Source organism: Stieleria sedimenti (assembly GCF_025060895.1).
Classification (GTDB): Bacteria; Planctomycetota; Planctomycetia; order Pirellulales; family Pirellulaceae; genus Stieleria; species Stieleria sedimenti.
Map to the genome: position 1 here is coordinate 27,947 of NZ_JANZKV010000049.1, position 17,055 is coordinate 45,001.

Below are 17,055 nucleotides of genomic sequence, written 5' to 3' on the forward strand. Positions count from 1 at the left end.
GATTGATCCGCTGGTGTTCGTGGTTGTGTTCGAGCGGATAAGGGGCAGAGCACAAGAAGGATAAACGTATTTGGAAAGCGGCGTTGTGTGTCGACGGATCCGATGGCGAGTTTTTTAGTGGTCGGCGTCCCACGAAGATTGCGGCGTGGCTGCGCGGTTTGCGCCGCGATGTATGAACCTGCCGATGTTTCGAGTTGTCGGTAAGCCGATCGACGTCCCTCTGATTTCTCGGGCCTGAACCAGGATTGCGTGTCATAATTGTTGGTTGCCGTATCACGATCCCAGTCACCGCTCCGTCCTTCGTTGTGCTCGCATGTTGATTCTTCTGATCGTCGCAAGCTCGCTGGTTCTCGCATGTTCTGATTCGTGCGGCGCCATGGACCATCCGGGCGACACGCTCGACATCCATCACTTGGACGGCCAGATCTATTACGGCGCCGCTCCGAAAAGCGATGTCGATTTTGCGAAACTGCGTCGATTGGGCGTCCAACGGATCATCGACGTCCGGACGTTCAAGGTATTTGCCAGCGGAAAAGAAAAGCGGCGGGCGGCCAAACTGGGGATCGCGTACCGCCGCATTCCGATGGGCTTCTTCCCGATTCGAACCGGAAACGTGCCAACCATCTTGGCACAGCTGACCAGCGGTTGTGCCGGTCCTGTTTACTTCCACTGCAATCTCGGACTCGATCGAGTGGGATTGCTGGTGGCACTGTACCGGATCGAGTATTTCGGATGGGAGCCTCGGCACGCCTTCACGACCTGGAAGGCTCAGCAGTTCAACACCAACCTGGAAGGTCTCGATCGCTATTTCTGGCAGCACGTCGGTGCACAGAGCTGTCTGCGATAGAGTGTCAGAGCAGTTCGCGATAAAGTTCGATCACGGTTCGCTTCATCATCAATCGAGCGCGCTTGGGCGCCGCGGCGTCTTGTCCGACCGACAGCAACAACGTTCCTGCAGGTACCGAGGCCGATTTGGCGAGTCGTGATCGCACGTTGGATCGCAGCTGCTCCGCGCCGGCCGGATCGTTGGAGACGATGCAAAGCTCCAAATTGAGCTGATTCGATCGAGCGTCAAAGTTGTAACTGCCCAACATCCAACAGCAGTCGTCGACCAGCATCGTCTTGGCGTGCAGGGTCTCCGCTCCGACATATTCAAGCAGCCGAACACCTTCACGCAACAATCCCCGCTTGTGATTCTGGTAGGCCGCGTAAACGTTTAACTGGTCCGTCGAATCAAGCGAATTGGTCAGGATGGTCACGCAAACGCCACGTTTTCGTGCCCGAGAGATGGCAGAGCGAACCGACCGATCGAAGGCGGGATAAGGCGATTCGATGAACAGAGATCGCTTTGCTTGATCCATCATCCGAACGATTTGGTGATTGACGTGACGCTCGGATTTATCGGACGAACGGTCGAACAAGAGCTCCATTTCGATCCCTTGCATCGATTCTGCGGCCCAGTCGCGCTGCCAGTCCAAGTGCACGCCGCAGCGACAAACGACCCGTTGCAAGGCCTCGCTCAGCAATTGCTGATAATCCGCGGGGCCGTTGGCATCACGCCAGGAATTTTTCCAATCGCTCTTTCCAAAGGGGCGGTAGCTGAGAATGTCCAAACCCAATGAATCTCGCTCCGGTGCCGGTTGGACATCTGGTGTTGCCCACAGCCAATCGAAGTACGCTTGTGACCGTTGGGCGATTTCACCAGAGACAAACGCGTCACAATCGACAAACTCACGCGGTCGTCGGAACTCGAAATGTCCGTTCTCAAGATTGCTGCTTCCCACCACGGCATGACAGGTGTCGACCACCATCAGCTTGGAGTGCAGCCGTCGATTCAGCCAACTCGGATTGCCTTGACGCAGCGGGTGATAGACCCGGACCTCGATCCCATACGTCCTCAGATAATGCTCAAATTTCGACGGCAATCGCGATTTCAATCCGTCCACCAAGATCCGCACGCGTACGCCCCGATGCGTGGCTTGACGCAGCAACTCTAAAATGGCGACCGGGACTTCATCGGTGTCGATGGCGTAGTACGACAAGTCGATCGTTTGGCGGGCTTGCTGGATCAGATCGACCCGAGCTTGAAGCGACTCTCGGCTGCTCTCCAGGACGCGCAGGCTGCTGCCGCCCGCAAAGCCGACCGCCGGAAAACCGAAGATCATCAGGACCATCATCGCATTGAAACGCATTGGAAATCTTGCAGCGTCTCGACGATGAAAGGGAAGAATCGATTTGTCCATAAGTCCTGCCGAACGAAGCGAACCGTTACTGATTGATCGGCATCGTGGCGCGAGACCTGAACTGGGACAAAGAGTGTCGGTTTGCAACGGTCGTTCGCTCTGCGGACATCAAGCCTGATGAGAGAGATGGAGTGATAAACCGTGCCTTGCCGGCCGCTTAAAACTGGCGGTAGCAGTGGGGAACCACCAGAACGGGGATTTCGCATTCATCCATCACGTTGGCACTGAGCCAGTTTTCGACCACCGTTCCGCTGCTGGCACCCATCAAGATAAGATCTGCGTCGATCTCTTTGGCCGCCGCGATGATGGTGTGGACCAGGTTTCCGGTCGCCACCTTGGACGTGACCGATACCCCGGTGTCATGAGCCGCTTCGAGAAACACCGCGCAGCAATCCCTTCCGTTGGCCTTCGATTCGTCCTGCTTCAGGATGTGTAGCACGGTCAGTTCGGCGTCGAGTTGCCGTGCGACAAGAATCACGTAATCAGCGATTTCGACGGCCGCTTCTTCGCCAGCGGTCGGCACTAAGATCTTCATTTCAATCCTTCTCTCTTGAGGGTTCAGGCGGACTCCATCCCGAATCGCCCATCATCCACTGGGCTTACATCAATCATACCGAGTTACGTGGCACCGCTGCGCTGGACCGGCAAAGTCCGTCGGCGTGGAATGGCACGGGAAATGCAGTGGAGAGGTGTGTCATTAGTTTTTTGGAGCGACTGGAATGAATGGTTCTTGGCATTTAGGACGGCTTGCTGGCATTGACGTGCGGATTCACTGGACGTTTTTGCTGCTGCCGATATGGATTTACTACTCAAGCCTGGCGGCGGGCAGCGGCGCGGTCGCTGCCACCGTGGCAGTGTTGCTGGTTTTCGCGATCTTCGGCTGCGTGGTGTTGCATGAACTGGGGCACTCCCTGACCGCCCGCCGGTTCGGGATTCCCACCCGTGATATCACCCTGCTTCCGATCGGGGGTGTCGCCAGTTTGCAACGGATCCCGCGCAGCCCCTGGCAAGAGTTGGCGATTGCAATCGCTGGGCCGGCCGTGAACGTGGTGATCGCGACGGCGTTGTTCGCGTTGCTGCCCCTACTGGCCGCGACGTCGATCTTCGCCGACGGTGTGTTGGCGTTTCTCGGTCAGCTGGCGTGGGTCAACGTGGCACTGGTGGTCTTCAACATGCTGCCGGCGTTCCCGATGGACGGCGGTCGAGTCTTACGAGCACTGTTGGCGATGGGCATGCCCTATCGCAACGCGACACGCCTCGCCGCCAGCGTAGGCCAAGTGGTGGCCGTCTTGTTCGCGTTGTTCGGGCTGCTGTCGGCGAACCTGATGCTGGTCATCCTGGCCGGATTCGTGTTCTTGGCCGGTCGCGGCGAAGCCATGATGGTGGAGCGCGAGGCGGAATGGGAACGACGCGGCTGGCGACCGATCGACTCGACGGGCGAGCAACCGCTTCCGCTGGAGCAGGTGTCCCTCCAGCCGGCAAGTCCCCAGTCGGCAGCCGCCGAGCAGTCATTGCCGGTGGTCAACGCACAATGGGATGCCCGTAATGTTCTGGGCTGGTTGTCTAGCCAGTCGGTTGACGAGTTCTTGGTGTCCAGTCACGGCGTGGTGGTGGCGGTTGTCCGCAAGTGCGACTTGCTCAAAGCCGTCGCGGCAGGGATGGGGTCGTTCACCTTGGAACGACTTTTATCCGGTCGGTTCCTGCCGTTTCGAAACCTTCGCTCACCCTCGATGTAGTCTCCAAGGGCTACATTTCGGTAGCGAACTGGCGTGACGCGGCCGCATCTGCAATCATTGACGCAGCAGAATCGTGCACCCCGTCGTCGATGCGGCGTCGAAAACGTAACGCCTTCCCAGCCGATGAGAATCAGTCGTGACCGCCGAGTCCAACGAATACGTGACGACCGAATGCCCCAACGGACATCGGGTCCGCGGCGACCTGGGATGGCTGCACCGCGAAGTCCGCTGCCCGCATTGCCAAGCGACCTTTCGATTTGACCGCCCCGAATCGACCGCGGCCGTTGTCACACAAGTCAGCGGCTCACCACCGGTCGAGGCACGGTCGCTCAGCGATACCGGTGTGATGCGAATCATCGACAGTTTCGGCAAACCCGTCGTGCCGGAAGACGACGGGCGGACTCGTCACTGCAGCAATTGTGGCGCGGTCTATCCGAGCAGCATTTCGGTTTGCTTCAACTGCAACATCGAACTCGATCCACCGGAAGACGAAGCGGAGGGGCGTCCAGCATCCCCGATGCAGACGTCCGGACAGGCCGGAAGCCGCGCGAGCGTCGAATTCCAGCCCGTCGATGAGTCGCCGTTCCAGGACGTCACGATCGGTGCCGTGATGCGGCCTCGCAAGGCGATGATCGAACTCAAGGCTTCCAATTCGATGATGGAGACCTTGGACCGCATTCGTCAATCCCCGCATTCCTGCTATCCCGTCGCGGAAGATTCCGGCAACGGTTTGATCGGCTGGGTGGGCATTGAGCAGATTCTATCGGCCGAATCGGATGCGTTTGATCTGAGACTGCTCGCCAACCCGCTGGCGGTGATGCATCGATCACGACCGGTCAGCGATCTTCTGCCAGTCCTGCAACGAACCAAGTGCTCCTTTGTCCTGGTCAGCGACGAAACCGACACGGTGGTCGGAATGGTGACGGCCAAAGACGTGTTACTCAGCCTGTTGAAATAGATCACACGCGAGTCAGCTTGGTGACGCGTCCGGTGGCGACCCATTCGGCGACGTGGATGTTTCCTTCCAAATCAAAACAGGCGTCGTGCGGGTGGATGAACTTGCCGTCCTGCCAGCGTGACTCGTCGGAGCGAACCGATCGCTTTTTGTCTGCCAAAATCCGCTCACGGTCGTCACCGAGCGTTGCCACTGGTTTGTAATTCAAATCCAACAGCGAAACCCGGGCGACGAGTTCCGGGACCAGCATCAGGTCCCCGTGCGTGTCGACATTCGCCGGCAATCCAAAACCCTCGACGGTCTGTTTGTAGCGGTGGTTCATGTCGAACAACTGCAACGTGTGGTTGGCTCGGTCGGCCACCACGATTCGTGATTCGATGCCGTCGCGGTCATCGACCCAGATGCCGTGGGGAAGGTTGAAGGTGCCTTCGCCCTTGCCGGCGCCACCGAAGTGGCCTTTCCAATTCCCATCGGCGTCGTAGTGGTGGATGCAGTATGCGCCGTATCCGTCGGCCAACAGGAAATCGCCGTCGGGCAAGAAAGCAAAGTTGGTCGGCATGAATCGGTCGCGACCCCAGATCTTTTTCGGGTCACTGGCTTCACCGTCGGCGTAGCGGTCCGATTTCATCGGTGCATACTTTTGCCAAACCACTTCACCATCGAGCGTCAGCTTTGCGATCGTCTTGAGGTGTTGGTATCCGCTGACGTACAAGAACGGTGTGCCGTCTTCGACGCGGATGTCCAGCCCGTGGCCGCCACCCTGAAACTGCTGGCCAAATGCTTTGACGAATCGCCCCTCTTCGTCGAACACAAAGATCGAGGGGTGATCGGATTTTTGGGCGTCGCCTTCGTGGATCACGTACAGGCGATTGTCGCCGTCCATCGTGACGTTGTGCGTGATTTGCCAATGGTACTTGTCCGGCAACTGCGGCCAGTGGTGTTGGCATCGAAATTGGAACTCACCGCTGCCGACGACGTCTTGAGCGTCAGTTCGTTTGGACGTGATGATCGCAGGGGCGGCGACCGCCGCGGCAGTGGCGGCGAGGAACGTTCTTCGGGTGTGTGGCGTGGGCATGAACGGTCCGGTGTGGGAGGAAGGTTCGGGGGACGAAAGCACCCAGTCTAACTCAGCGACGAGCGGCGTAGGGCATGCTGTGCATGCCACTCCCCTAATTCCCGCCTCCCAGCGGCGTAGGGCATGCTGTGCATGCCACTCGCCTAATTCCCGCCTCCCAGTTCGGGCAGAATCAAGCGTTTGTCGGCATGTTCGGCGATAAACATCTCGATCGAACGCGCCTGTTCGTTGATCGCCTCTTCGGCAGCCTGTTGGACTCTTGCGTCCGCCCGGTTGGTGAACAACTTTGGCACGTCAACGCGGACTTTCATTTCGACGGTTACCTGGACCTCGGTGCGATCGTCACTCGGCCGTGCCTGGAGTGTTGTCTCGTAGCTTTCCAGATTGCCTGCCGCAGCAATCGACTTCGTCACCACATTCATCGAATCGGTTTCAATCGTGGCCTGTTGCCGCAGCGCCAGTTCGTCCGCGTCGATCGCCGGATCGTCCAGTCGCACCCTGATCTGTCTGATTGCGTCGAGGTTCATTTTTGATTTGCCTCGAATCGCGTTGAGCAATGGTCGATCGTCGGCACTGGCGTCCACTTGCACGTCCCGAATTCGGACGTCAATCAATTCCATACCCGACCGTTCGACGATCGCCGCCGTCGCATTCTTTCTCACCATGATCTGGCGAAATTTGTCGTAGTCGCATGGCACGACGAAGCGGGTCTGATGCGCGCCGATTGCGAGGTGACTGACCGGTCGCAGTGACCAGGCTGCGGTCGCGATGACGGCGACGACCAGCAACACAATCGCGAGGGTGATTCCCACACGGGACGTCGTCCAGGTTTTTCGATTCATGAGTGCTCCAGCGGTGGAAGTCGATATTGTAGGCATTGACTCCCAGTCCCTGCCAACCCACATCGCAACGGCGGCCACGCGAAAAGGTTGTGGCTGCGACGCGACACTTTCCGTTTCGGAAACTGGGGCCGGCTTCGGATTCGTAAACAACCCCCGTCCCCTTTGCGCGTTGGCCTCGCGTATAAAACCCCTTTCCCCTTTTTGCGCTCGCTGCGATGCAGAGAGCTTGGGCGGCTAAAGCCTGGACACCAACACGCATCCGCATCAACTTTTCGTTCAGGCGATGACGTCGTGCAGCGTGTTGCCGCCGATGATCAGGGGGCGGTTGTTGCGGTCGTAGATTTCGGTTGCCGGATCGATGCCGAGAAGTTGGTAGATGGTGGCGGCCAGGTCTTCGGGTTTGACCGGATGCTCGGCGGGCCGGCTGGCGTGTTCGTCGGATTTGCCGTAGACGTAGCCTTTCTTGACGCCGCCGCCGGCCAACAGTGCCGTGTAACACTGCGGCCAGTGATCGCGGCTGAGGTTCTTGTTGATCTGCGGTGTGCGGCCGAATTCGCCCATCCAGACGACCAGCGTTTCATCGAGCAGTCCGCGTTCTTCTAAGTCGTCCAATAGCGCCGGTAGTGTTTGGTCGGTGATCGGCAGCTGGTACTTGTTGACGATCTCGTACATGCGTGTGTTGTCGAATCCGTGCGTGTCCCAGCCGCCGTCGTTGACGCGGCGTCCGCCGATGCTGGCCGAGAAATAGACGGTCACGAATTTCACACCCGATTCGACCAGTCGACGCGCCATCAAACAGCTTTGGCCGTACGTCGTCCTGCCATAACGGTCTCGCACGGATTCTTTCTCAGCCGACAGATCGAACGCCTTGCGGACGCGGTCGGACGTCAGCATCGAAATCGCCCGTTCGTAGTAATCGTCGAACCCGCGAGCCTGGTCCGAATAGTCGAGCAACCTGGTCTGGGCGTCGACCAGTTTTTGCATCTCGCGGCGGCGGTGAAGCCGGTCGACCGAAAGCCCCCGCGGCAGACTCAGCTCGGGCAATTTGAAGTCCCGGTCATTGGGGTCTTCCAAGAACAACAATGGGTCGTGGCGTTTGCCGAGAAAGCTGGCATGCTGGGCCGGAACGATCGAGCCATCGCGGATCACATGCGGATAGGCCACCGAGGTCGGCATGCCGTTTTGGTTGGGGCTGAGATGGTCGACGACGCTACCGTAGGCGGGATACAGATCCAGCGAATCACGCAAACGTTGGTCGTCACTGGGTGGTTCGTGGCCGCTGAGCGCGTAGTACCCCGCCGACGCATGATTTTTCATCGTGTGTGTCATCGTGCGAATTAGCGTCGCATGGTGCATCCGTTTGGCCGTCTCGGGCAACAGTTCGCAGACCTGAATCCCATCGGCGCTGGACGAGATCGGGCGATAGGGGCTGCGCACCGATTCGGGCGCGTCGGGTTTCATGTCAAAGGTGTCGAGCTGGCTGGGCCCGCCCCACTGAAACAAGAAAATCACCGATTTGGCTCTCGGTTTGATCGACGTGGCACGCTCGGCCGCACGCATCAGGTTCGGCAGGGTCAGCCCCAGCATGCCCGCGCCGCCGACACGCAAAACCGAACGTCGATCCATTGGAGGAATTCTCATGGTGATAGATGATTCTATTTGCGGAACAAAAATTCTTTGGCGTTCAACAACGCCCACGCGATGTCTTGTAAGGCGTCGGCCCGTTTGTTGCCCGACGGATTGGTCACCACGGCGTTGAGCAGGTCCTGCCAAGACGTTGCCGGATTGTGATTGGGGCCATGGATCAATTGCAGCGCTGCGGTTTGCTCGGCCTCGGTCGGCGGGCGTGACAGAGCCGTCCAATAGAGTTCCTCGACCACCTCGGCGTCGGATCGTTTGGATAGCGCCAAACGGGCGATTCGATTGGTCGGCGATGCGAGACGATCATTCAGTCCATCACCGACCAACACGAACACTTGCTTGAGCGTCGTTTCGTTGGAGCGTTCGCAATCGCAGGCAAGAATCCGATCCGGTTTGCCGAAGGTTTTCAAGAAACGGTCCCCGGCTTCGGGAGCGCTTTTGCGGGCCTGCTTGCTGCGTACGCCGGGAATCTGTACGGCTCGGATGCCCGTGGGATAGCCGAGGAAGCGAGCCGGGGAGTCGAGGACGTCGCTTTGCATGTCCAGGATCACTTCGGCCGGCAACCGCCGCACGTAGGCTCGCGAGTAACAGGTGCTGTCGTTGACGTTGGTTGCGTTCGGTTCGGCGGAAAGCTGATACGTTCTCGATTTCATGATCGTGCCGACCAGGCTGCGGATGTCAAAGCCGCTGTCGGCAAAGTGCGATGCGAGCCAGTCCATCAGCGGAGGGTTGCTGGGCGGATTGGTCAAGCGAAAATCATCGATCGGATCGACCAGGCCCAACCCCATCAACTGGTACCAGATGAAGTTCGTCTGGGATTGGACAAACAGCCTGTTGTCCGGGGCCGTCAGCCAATCCGCCAGCGCGGCCAGACGGTCCTTCATTGCTTGGTCGTCGAGTCGGTTGCCGCCGAGAAATTTTGGTGACGCGACACGGTCGGTGGTCGGATTGCGGACTTCATCCATCTTGGCGACCAACACGGTTTGATCACCGGCAAATTCATTCTTGTCCAGTTTGTCTTGCCGTTTGTTCTCGCCGATTTCGTAACCGATTTGCGAAAACAGCGACGACCATTGGTAATAATCATCTTGCGTCCAGCGATCGAACGGATGGTTGTGGCACTTGGCGCACTGCAACCGGGTCCCGAGGAAAAGACGTGCGGTGGTTTCGCCCCGTGTCGATGGGTCGCGGTTGGCACGGTAATAGTTGGCCGCCGGTTGCTCGAACGTGCTGCCCGTTCCCGTGACCAAATCGCGGACGAACTGATCCAAGGGACGGCCCGATGCGATGCTGTCTCGGATCCAACCGTGAAAGACTTCCACGCCTTCGGTGTCCAATACCTTTTCTTCGGTTCGCAGGACGTCGGCCCACTTCAACGCCCAATAATCCGCGAACTCGGGCAGGGCGATCAATCGGTCGATCAATCGGTCGCGTTTGTCGGAGGCCGGATCGGACACAAATGCTTTGGCTTCGTCGGCCGTCGGGATTCTTCCGATCGCATCTAAATAAGCGCGGCGAACAAACACGGTGTCTTCGCACAGGGGCGAAGGATTGATCCGTAAGCGTTTCAGTTTTGCAAAAACATGTCGATCGATTTCGTTGAACGGCTGGGAATCGCTCCAGACGAAATCGGGCCGTGATTCGATGAAGGCGATCGGTACGGGACGTTGTTCTTGCAGGTAGCGAACGATCAGGGTGGTTTCGCCGAACTTGTCGCGAGTGACAACGCCGTCGGCATCGACCGTCGCGTTCAAATTGGACAGTTCGTAACAGGCCGTATCGGTGACGTCACGCGATGTACCGTCGGAAAACGTTGCGGTGACATGGACCGAAAGGGCTCGATCTGGATCGGCGACGATCGCTTGCGTCGGTTGCACCTCCAGTCCGATCAATCGCGGCGCTTCGGCGGACGGCCCCGGCGCACCATGACGCAACCAATGTGTGAGCAGCTGATACGAGGGCGAGTCGGTGGAAAAGCGAGTGCCGCCCCCATGTGCAACACCGCCGGATGCTTTCCGCAGAAACAGACTCAACTCCGGCGCGGCGACGTTGATGCGGCGTCCCTTGGCGGCACGAACCAACATCTCGTAGTCGTACTGAGGGTCTTGACCACGCAGAGACAACTTCAATCCGCCCTTGCCGTTCAAGTTGCCGTGACAGGTCCCCAGGTTGCACCCGGCCTTGGACAGCACCGGCATGACGTCGGTCGTGAATTCCAGGGCTGGGGCCGCAGGCGGGGACGCGGCGGCGGGTGACGTTTGGTCGGCACGAAGAGGTCGGGCGAAGAGGATGCAGACTGTCGCGACGAGCAGCGGCAAGGCAAACGTGCGGAACATATCGATTTCAGCAGGAGGCAGGTCGCAGGTCGGCGTGGTCGATCACGTTTGGGACGGTGATCCAGGCATCAGCGGACGTGGAACTGCGGAGGTGGGGTGCAATCGCGGGGTATTCACTATAGCAAATGAGCGAGCGGCGGGGGGGGAAGCCGTCCGGTGTTTCAGGGTGTTTTTGAAACGCGACCGGACGGCTCGCGCCGTTCCGCTAACACTTCGATTGATCGTTAGCGGTAGGGCGCGAGCCCTCCGGTGTTTCTTCGATTGATTGTTAGCGGTAGGGCGCGAGCCCTCCGGTGTTTCAGGGTACGAAACGCGGGAACAAACGCGAAACGTGAGCTGCGGGCGTGACATCCTCGCGGCGGATGTTCCCCGATAGTGAGAGGCGTCGTTCCCCGCCCGCCTCCTCGTCTCTTTTCCTCCTCAGTGTGAGCGCAATTCCCATGAGCCTTTTCCATTCAGCTTCCGATTCTTTCCGCCGACTTCAAATCCGAGTCCTAGAACGTCTGGTCCGGCGAGACGCGTCCGTCCCGAGCGGTCGACGGAAACGTCGCCCCCTGCGGGGGGAAACGCTGGAAAGACGTCGCTTACTTGCGGCGGACTTCGACGCTTTTCGACACAACGTTTTCGATGCCGAAGACGTCAACGACGATGGCGAAGTCTCCGCCGTCGATGCGCTGATCATTCTCAATTCGATGAACCGCAACGGCGGCGACGGTGCCCTGCAATTCACGGACGTCAACAACGATGGACGCCGAAGTGTGCTCGACGCATTGAGGGTCATCAATCGACTCGGACGAGAGCGCAACGGGACCGTGGACGATTCCTCACGCGGCGATCGAAACGACGCAGCCACGAGCGTGATTCCCGAATTGCCCGACGAAGTTCGCTCGATCGACGGCACCGGAAACAACCTCGACAACCCCGAACTCGGAAGCACCGGGGAAGCGTTGCTGCGGATCGCTGAGGCGGACTATGAAGACGGCATCTCCACGCCCGCCGGGGCCGACCGGCCGAGCGCCCGTGAGATCAGCAACACCCTGTCGGATGTCGAAGGCGACGGGACCAAGAATGAACGCGGGTTGTCCGCATTCCTGTACGTTTGGGGGCAGTTCATCGATCACGACATCGACTTGACAGAAACGCAAACCGATGGCGAACTGTTTGCCATCGAGGTTCCGGCCGGTGATCCGCTGTTTGATCCAACGGGCAGTGGCGAAGTGATCATTCCGTTGACGAGATCGGAATTTGACCCGGAGACCGAAACCTCGGTCGACAACCCACGTCAACAGGTCAGTTCGATCACCGCCTTCATCGACGGCTCGCAAGTTTACGGTAGCGATCAGGAGACCGCCGATCGACTGCGGACCTTTGAAGGAGGAATGCTGGTGATTGAAGACGACGGATTGCTGCCGATCGGTGAAGACGGCGGCGTGATCGCCGGTGACGTTCGCGCCAGTGAGAACATCTCGCTGACCGCGATCCAGACGCTGTTCGTTCGCGAGCACAATCGTTTGGCCGAGGAGATCGCTGCGACCGATGATTCGCTGACCGACGAAGAGATTTACCAGCGCGCCCGTGCGATCGTGATCGCTGAAATTCAATCGATCACTTACAACGAATTCATGCCGGCTTTGCTCGGGAACAACGCTCTGACACCTTACGAAGGCTACGATTCGTCGGTGGACCCGACGATCGCGACTGAATTCTCCACCGCGGCGTTTCGGTTCGGACACAGCACGTTGAACGACGACATCGAGTTCTTTGACAACGATGGTCGCGAGGTTCACGACGCGGTCGAACTGAAAGACGCATTCTTCAACCCCACGCTGCTGGAAGAAACAGGCATCGACGCGATCCTCAAGTACGACGCTTCCTCGCAATCGCAAGAAATCGATTTAGAAGTCGTCGATAGCTTGAGAAACTTTCTGTTCGGGGCACCCGGCGCCGGCGGCTTCGACTTGGTGGCGTTGAACATCCAACGCGGCCGCGATCACGGACTGAATGACTACAACACGACGCGACAGGCGTACGGGCTGGACGCTGTTGAATCGTTTGGCGACATCACCAGCGATGTGGAGCTGCGGGAAAAACTGGAATCGTTGTACGGTGATGTCGACAACATCGACCTGTGGGTCGGGCTGATGGCCGAAGATCACGTGCGTGGAGCGTCTGTCGGTGAGCTGACGTCCACCATCATCGCCGATCAATTCCAACGTTTGCGCGACGGTGACCGGTTCTACTATGAAAACGTCTTCGATGGGCAGGAGCTGCGTGCGATTGAACAGACCTCGCTCGCCGATGTGATCGAGCGGAATACAACGGTCGAGGGGCTGCAGGAAAACGTGTTCTTCATGCTCGCCGAAGTTCGCGGCCGAGTCACCGTCGACACCACCGCGGGCGACCGTTTGTCTCGTTCTTCCCAACGAGGCGGGGCCGTCGATCGGGGACGCTCGGCTGCCGTCGAAGGGGCGGCGGTGGAGCTACTCAACGACAGCGGCGAAGTGATCGACACCACGGTGACCGACAGTCGTGGCAATTATCGTTTCCGATCCTTTGAAGAAACCGGCGACTACCAAGTCCGCTTGACCGACAGCGGTGAAGTGGTGGACGTGTTGATTTCCAACGGAAGCACGCGGCTGAAAGGGATCGATTTCGAGTTGTTGGTGTGATGCGGCTGCGGTCGCGGGTGGGCGTGGTAGGTCAGGCGTGCCGACGGCCCATTGGCATGCACAGCATTGCCCTACGGGTTCATTGGCATGCACAGCATGCCCTACGCAGCTCGATCGACAGGCCGCTTGCCCCCGTTCCGCCAACAAACGGCGCCGCTACGACTGCGATTCTTCGGGCCGGTTGATCACGAAGGGAGACAGTTTCGGCGCCAGCGGGGCTCGCTGGCCGGGCTTGGTGCGGTGAATCGAGCGGATTTCACCTCGCGTTTCGCACGCGGAAGATTTTGCTTGGCGTTCGGCCGATCTTTGGCGGCGATCGATACGTGCTTCAGACTTATAATAACTGTTCAAAGGTTCATCTTCGATCCTGGGGGCGAACCGGATGCACACGAGCACGACGCCCGTACAGATGACTGAAACGATCAGCCAGATGATTAAAAGATTCATATCCGCACCGCCCACAGTTGGTACGCCGAACTTGCCCGCTCTCTGCCCCTTCTACGTCAGAACAGAACCATGTGTTCCGATGAAAGACTGACGTAGGGAGAACAACAGTTCTGGCTGGAACATGGTCTTTCCGTTGAATCGGCTCGATCGGGTGAATCGTTCGAGCAAATTTTGCAACTACAGACTTGTGCTGCTCTTGAGTACCGGCACGAGCAGTGCAAGCACAACAGCCAGAACCAAAAACGCCATGACCAGCAACATCATTGGTTCAAGTAATCTTACAAAGAGGTCGAGTCTGCGGAAAGTTCGCTTCTCCAGTGAGTCGGCGATTTCCGGAAGAACTTTCTCAAGAGAGTTGCTTTCTTCCCCCACGCTGATCATTTCCACGACCGATGGCGGAAAATAGCCCGAGGCCCGCAACGGTGTGGCCAGTGACTCACCGCCGCGAATGTTTTCGGTCGCATCGGCGATCGATTGGCTGAGCAAACGATTGGCGGCGGCCGAACGACTGATTTCAAGCGACTTCAGGATCGGCACACCGTTTCCCAACAGGGTGCCCAGGACGCGGCAGAATCGCGCGACAGCCAGATTCATCAGGATGTTTCCGAGCACCGGAATTCGCAGCTTGAGCTTGTCCATCATCTGCTTGCCGGCTTCGGTTGCCAGTTGAACTTTGATCACCACGATCAAGGCGATGACCAAGAGGATGAGCACCCAGCCGTAGTGTTGCAGCACCGTGCTGAAGCTGAGCAGGGACTCCGTGTACCAGGGCATTTCGTCTTTTTGACGCAAGCGATCAAACATCGCATCAAACTTGGGGACGAAGAACACCAGCAGGCCGCTGATGACGAGGGAGCCGACGGAAAACAGGAACACGGGATAGGCCAGGGCGCTGATGGTTCGGCCTTTCAAATCCTCCTGCAATTCGGTGAACGTGCTGACACGTTCCAGGGCGTCTTCTAAAAAGCCGCCTTCGGTCCCAGCGCGGACCATGTTGATCGCCATGTCCGAGAACACGTTGGGAAACCGTGCCATCGCGTTGCCGATCGGTTCGCCGTCTTCGACTCGAGCCTTGATCTCTTTGACGATATCGCCCAAGACCCGGTCTGTCGCTTGTTCGCCAAGGACGGTCAGCGAACGCATCATCGGCACGCCGCTGCGGAGCAGCGAGGCCAGCTGGCCGTAAAAGGTGGCCATCGTCTGGCCTTTGACCCGTTTTCGCTGACCAAACAGGGAACGGCCGGACGTGTTTTGGGCGGCGGCGACCTTGGACGGAAAGAGTGACTTTTCGCTCAGCAGCAAGGCGACTTCGCGTTCATTGGCGGCTTCGATCGAGCCGCTCACGGTCTTGCCCGCCATGTCGCGGGCGGTGTAGGCAAACGTCGGCATGATTCTACAGAGCCTCGCCCTTGGAAACTCGTAGCACTTCGTCGATGCTCGTCATGCCCGCGATCACTTTGTCCCAAGCGTCCATCCGCAGGGTCCGCATGCCGGCATCCACGGCCGCTTTGCGGATGACCCAACTGCTGGCCCGATCCTGGGCAAGTTGGCGGATTTCGTCATTGGTGACCAACAGTTCGTAAATACCCATTCGGCCGGAATAGCCCAGGTTGCGGCATTCTCGGCAACCCACCGGGCGATACCAGGTGAATTCGCCGCCGCGATCCCAGGGGAAATCCTGGGGGACTTCGTCGGGCGACGGCTTGTAGGCTTCTTTGCACAGCGGGCAGAGTCGACGGAGCAGTCGCTGCGCCATGACGCCTTCGACGGTCCCCGCGACCAGGAACGGTTCGACGCCCATGTCGCCCAACCGGGTGAAGGCCCCCGAAGCGTCATTGGTGTGCAAGGTGCTGAAGACCAGGTGGCCGGTCAACGACGCTTGGATGGCGTTTTCGGCCGTCTCCAGGTCACGAATTTCCCCCACCAGGACGATGTCGGGGTCGTGCCGCAAGATGCTTCGCAGCGACGCGGCAAAGGTGAACCCGATTTTCGAGTGGACCTGGATTTGGTTGATGCCGTCGAGTTGGTATTCGACCGGGTCTTCGGTGGTGATGATCTTGGTTTCTTCGCTGCGGATCTGCAGCAAACTGCTGTAGAGCGTCGTGGTTTTACCGCTACCGGTCGGCCCGGTGACCAAGATGATCCCGTGCGGCAACTCGATCAGCTTGCTGTAGGTCTGGTAGATCTCATCGGACATCCCCAGTTTTCCCAGATCGAAGACCATGGAGGACTTGTCCAGCACCCGCATCACCAAGCCTTCGCCGTGGATCATCGGGATCACACTCAATCGAATGTCGACTTCGCGACCGTGAACCCTCAGCTTGATGCGTCCGTCTTGGGGTAGCCGTTTTTCGGCGATGTTGAGCCGCGCCATGATCTTCAAGCGGCTGATGATGGCGGCTTGGAAACGGTTGATTTCCGGCGGCGTGGGTTGGCGGTGCAGAATCCCGTCGATTCGATAGCGGACCATCAAACCGTCGGATTGGGTCTCGATGTGGATGTCGCTGGCACGCGTCTCGATGGCTTCGAGCAGGATTTCGTTGACCAGCCGGACGACCGAAGCTTCCTGAGCCATCTCGCTCAGTTCGCTGCCGTCGGTTTCCAACTCTTCGAGCAACTCGACGTCTTCGTCATCCGAGACGGCCGCCATCAGGTCTTCGACGGTCTCGCTACCGACACCGAGATGTCGCTTCATCAGCCGTGCGATCTCGCCGCGCTGGGCGACGATCGGAATGATGTTCTTGCCCGTCGCCGCGCTGGCTTCATCGAGCGGGTAAAGGTCCAGCGGATCGGCGGTCGCCACGACAACCGATCCGTTTTGGAAGCGGATCGGAAACAGCGACTGGCGATAGATCAATCGTTGTGGGAATCCTTCCAAGGCGGCCAAGTCGATTTCGGTGTCGCGTAAATCGACGAACTCCAAGCCGACTTCTTCGGCGAGCGCTTCGAGCGCTTCACGTTCGCCGACGAATCCCTTTTCGACGGCGGCTTGAATGATATCGGACGCATTGCTGCCGTGGGTGTCTGCCAGCTGTGCGTCGCTGAGCAGTCCGCGTCGTCGAAGGATTTCGCCTGCACGCATGATCATGGAATCGGTTCCGGTGTTCTTCC

At 58.7% G+C, this 17,055-nt stretch carries 12 protein-coding genes; 4 read left to right on the forward strand and 8 right to left on the reverse strand.

All coding sequences use genetic code 11. The features are described from left to right. The first annotated feature begins 313 nt into the window (after window positions 1-313). Window positions 314-847, forward strand: coding sequence for a protein-tyrosine phosphatase family protein (locus tag NZK35_RS07955; RefSeq protein ID WP_259632000.1), 534 nt, complete (start codon window positions 314-316; stop codon window positions 845-847). 4 nt (window positions 848-851) lie between these two features. On the opposite strand, the gene NZK35_RS07960 is transcribed toward NZK35_RS07955, so the two are convergent. Both NZK35_RS07960 and NZK35_RS07965 read right to left on the reverse strand, forming a co-directional pair. Continuing rightward, window positions 852-2,192, reverse strand: a complete 1,341-nt coding sequence (locus NZK35_RS07960; RefSeq protein WP_259632001.1) for a phospholipase D-like domain-containing protein — start codon at window positions 2,190-2,192, stop codon at window positions 852-854. 208 nt (window positions 2,193-2,400) lie between these two features. Further along, the gene (locus NZK35_RS07965; protein WP_259632002.1) at window positions 2,401-2,778 is read right to left on the reverse strand and encodes a universal stress protein; all 378 of its coding nucleotides are present in this window, start codon (window positions 2,776-2,778) and stop codon (window positions 2,401-2,403) included. Between the two features lie 184 nt (window positions 2,779-2,962). Between NZK35_RS07965 and NZK35_RS07970 the strand changes: the two genes are divergently transcribed. After that, on the forward strand, window positions 2,963-3,979 hold the full coding sequence (locus NZK35_RS07970; RefSeq protein ID WP_259632003.1) for a site-2 protease family protein: 1,017 nt from the start codon (window positions 2,963-2,965) through the stop codon (window positions 3,977-3,979). Window positions 3,980-4,115: 136 nt separating this feature from the next. Then, window positions 4,116-4,937, forward strand: coding sequence for a CBS domain-containing protein (locus tag NZK35_RS34645; RefSeq protein WP_259632004.1), 822 nt, complete (start codon window positions 4,116-4,118; stop codon window positions 4,935-4,937). Between the two features lies 1 nt (window position 4,938). Here the strand turns inward: NZK35_RS34645 and NZK35_RS07980 are convergent, their stop codons facing one another. The 4 genes from NZK35_RS07980 to NZK35_RS07995 form a co-directional block, all read right to left on the reverse strand. Next, entirely contained in the window at window positions 4,939-6,009 is a 1,071-nt protein-coding gene (locus tag NZK35_RS07980; protein WP_259632005.1) for an NHL repeat-containing protein, read from the reverse strand. A gap of 143 nt (window positions 6,010-6,152) precedes the next feature. Continuing rightward, on the reverse strand, window positions 6,153-6,851 hold the full coding sequence (locus tag NZK35_RS07985; protein WP_259632006.1) for a hypothetical protein: 699 nt from the start codon (window positions 6,849-6,851) through the stop codon (window positions 6,153-6,155). A gap of 276 nt (window positions 6,852-7,127) precedes the next feature. After that, a complete protein-coding gene (locus tag NZK35_RS07990; protein WP_259632007.1) occupies window positions 7,128-8,492 on the reverse strand; it encodes a DUF1501 domain-containing protein in 1,365 nt (454 codons plus the stop codon). Between the two features lie 14 nt (window positions 8,493-8,506). Beyond that, window positions 8,507-10,828 carry a DUF1549 and DUF1553 domain-containing protein gene (locus NZK35_RS07995; protein WP_259632008.1) on the reverse strand — a complete coding sequence of 774 codons (2,322 nt, stop codon included), beginning with the start codon at window positions 10,826-10,828 and terminating at the stop codon, window positions 8,507-8,509. A gap of 440 nt (window positions 10,829-11,268) precedes the next feature. Here NZK35_RS07995 and NZK35_RS08000 point away from each other — a divergent pair, with 440 nt between their 5' ends. Continuing rightward, entirely contained in the window at window positions 11,269-13,497 is a 2,229-nt protein-coding gene (locus NZK35_RS08000) for a peroxidase family protein (RefSeq protein ID WP_259632009.1), read from the forward strand. Window positions 13,498-14,121: 624 nt separating this feature from the next. On the opposite strand, the gene NZK35_RS08005 is transcribed toward NZK35_RS08000, so the two are convergent. Continuing rightward, window positions 14,122-15,333, reverse strand: coding sequence for a type II secretion system F family protein (locus tag NZK35_RS08005; protein WP_259632010.1), 1,212 nt, complete (start codon window positions 15,331-15,333; stop codon window positions 14,122-14,124). A 4-nt stretch (window positions 15,334-15,337) separates the two neighbouring features. Then, window positions 15,338-17,032, reverse strand: coding sequence for a GspE/PulE family protein (locus tag NZK35_RS08010; RefSeq protein ID WP_259632021.1), 1,695 nt, complete (start codon window positions 17,030-17,032; stop codon window positions 15,338-15,340). Between the last annotated feature and the right edge of the window lie 23 nt (window positions 17,033-17,055).

Coding starts and splice junctions, on each gene's coding strand:
- NZK35_RS07955 (WP_259632000.1), top strand. CDS start 314: ATGTTGATTCTTCTGATCGTCGCAAGCTCGCTGGTTCTCGCATGTTCT.
- NZK35_RS07960 (WP_259632001.1), bottom strand. CDS start 2,192: ATGCGTTTCAATGCGATGATGGTCCTGATGATCTTCGGTTTTCCGGCG.
- NZK35_RS07965 (WP_259632002.1), bottom strand. CDS start 2,778: ATGAAGATCTTAGTGCCGACCGCTGGCGAAGAAGCGGCCGTCGAAATC.
- NZK35_RS07970 (WP_259632003.1), top strand. CDS start 2,963: ATGAATGGTTCTTGGCATTTAGGACGGCTTGCTGGCATTGACGTGCGG.
- NZK35_RS07980 (WP_259632005.1), bottom strand. CDS start 6,009: ATGCCCACGCCACACACCCGAAGAACGTTCCTCGCCGCCACTGCCGCG.
- NZK35_RS07985 (WP_259632006.1), bottom strand. CDS start 6,851: ATGAATCGAAAAACCTGGACGACGTCCCGTGTGGGAATCACCCTCGCG.
- NZK35_RS07990 (WP_259632007.1), bottom strand. CDS start 8,492: ATGAGAATTCCTCCAATGGATCGACGTTCGGTTTTGCGTGTCGGCGGC.
- NZK35_RS07995 (WP_259632008.1), bottom strand. CDS start 10,828: ATGTTCCGCACGTTTGCCTTGCCGCTGCTCGTCGCGACAGTCTGCATC.
- NZK35_RS08000 (WP_259632009.1), top strand. CDS start 11,269: ATGAGCCTTTTCCATTCAGCTTCCGATTCTTTCCGCCGACTTCAAATC.
- NZK35_RS08005 (WP_259632010.1), bottom strand. CDS start 15,333: ATGCCGACGTTTGCCTACACCGCCCGCGACATGGCGGGCAAGACCGTG.
- NZK35_RS08010 (WP_259632021.1), bottom strand. CDS start 17,032: ATGATCATGCGTGCAGGCGAAATCCTTCGACGACGCGGACTGCTCAGC.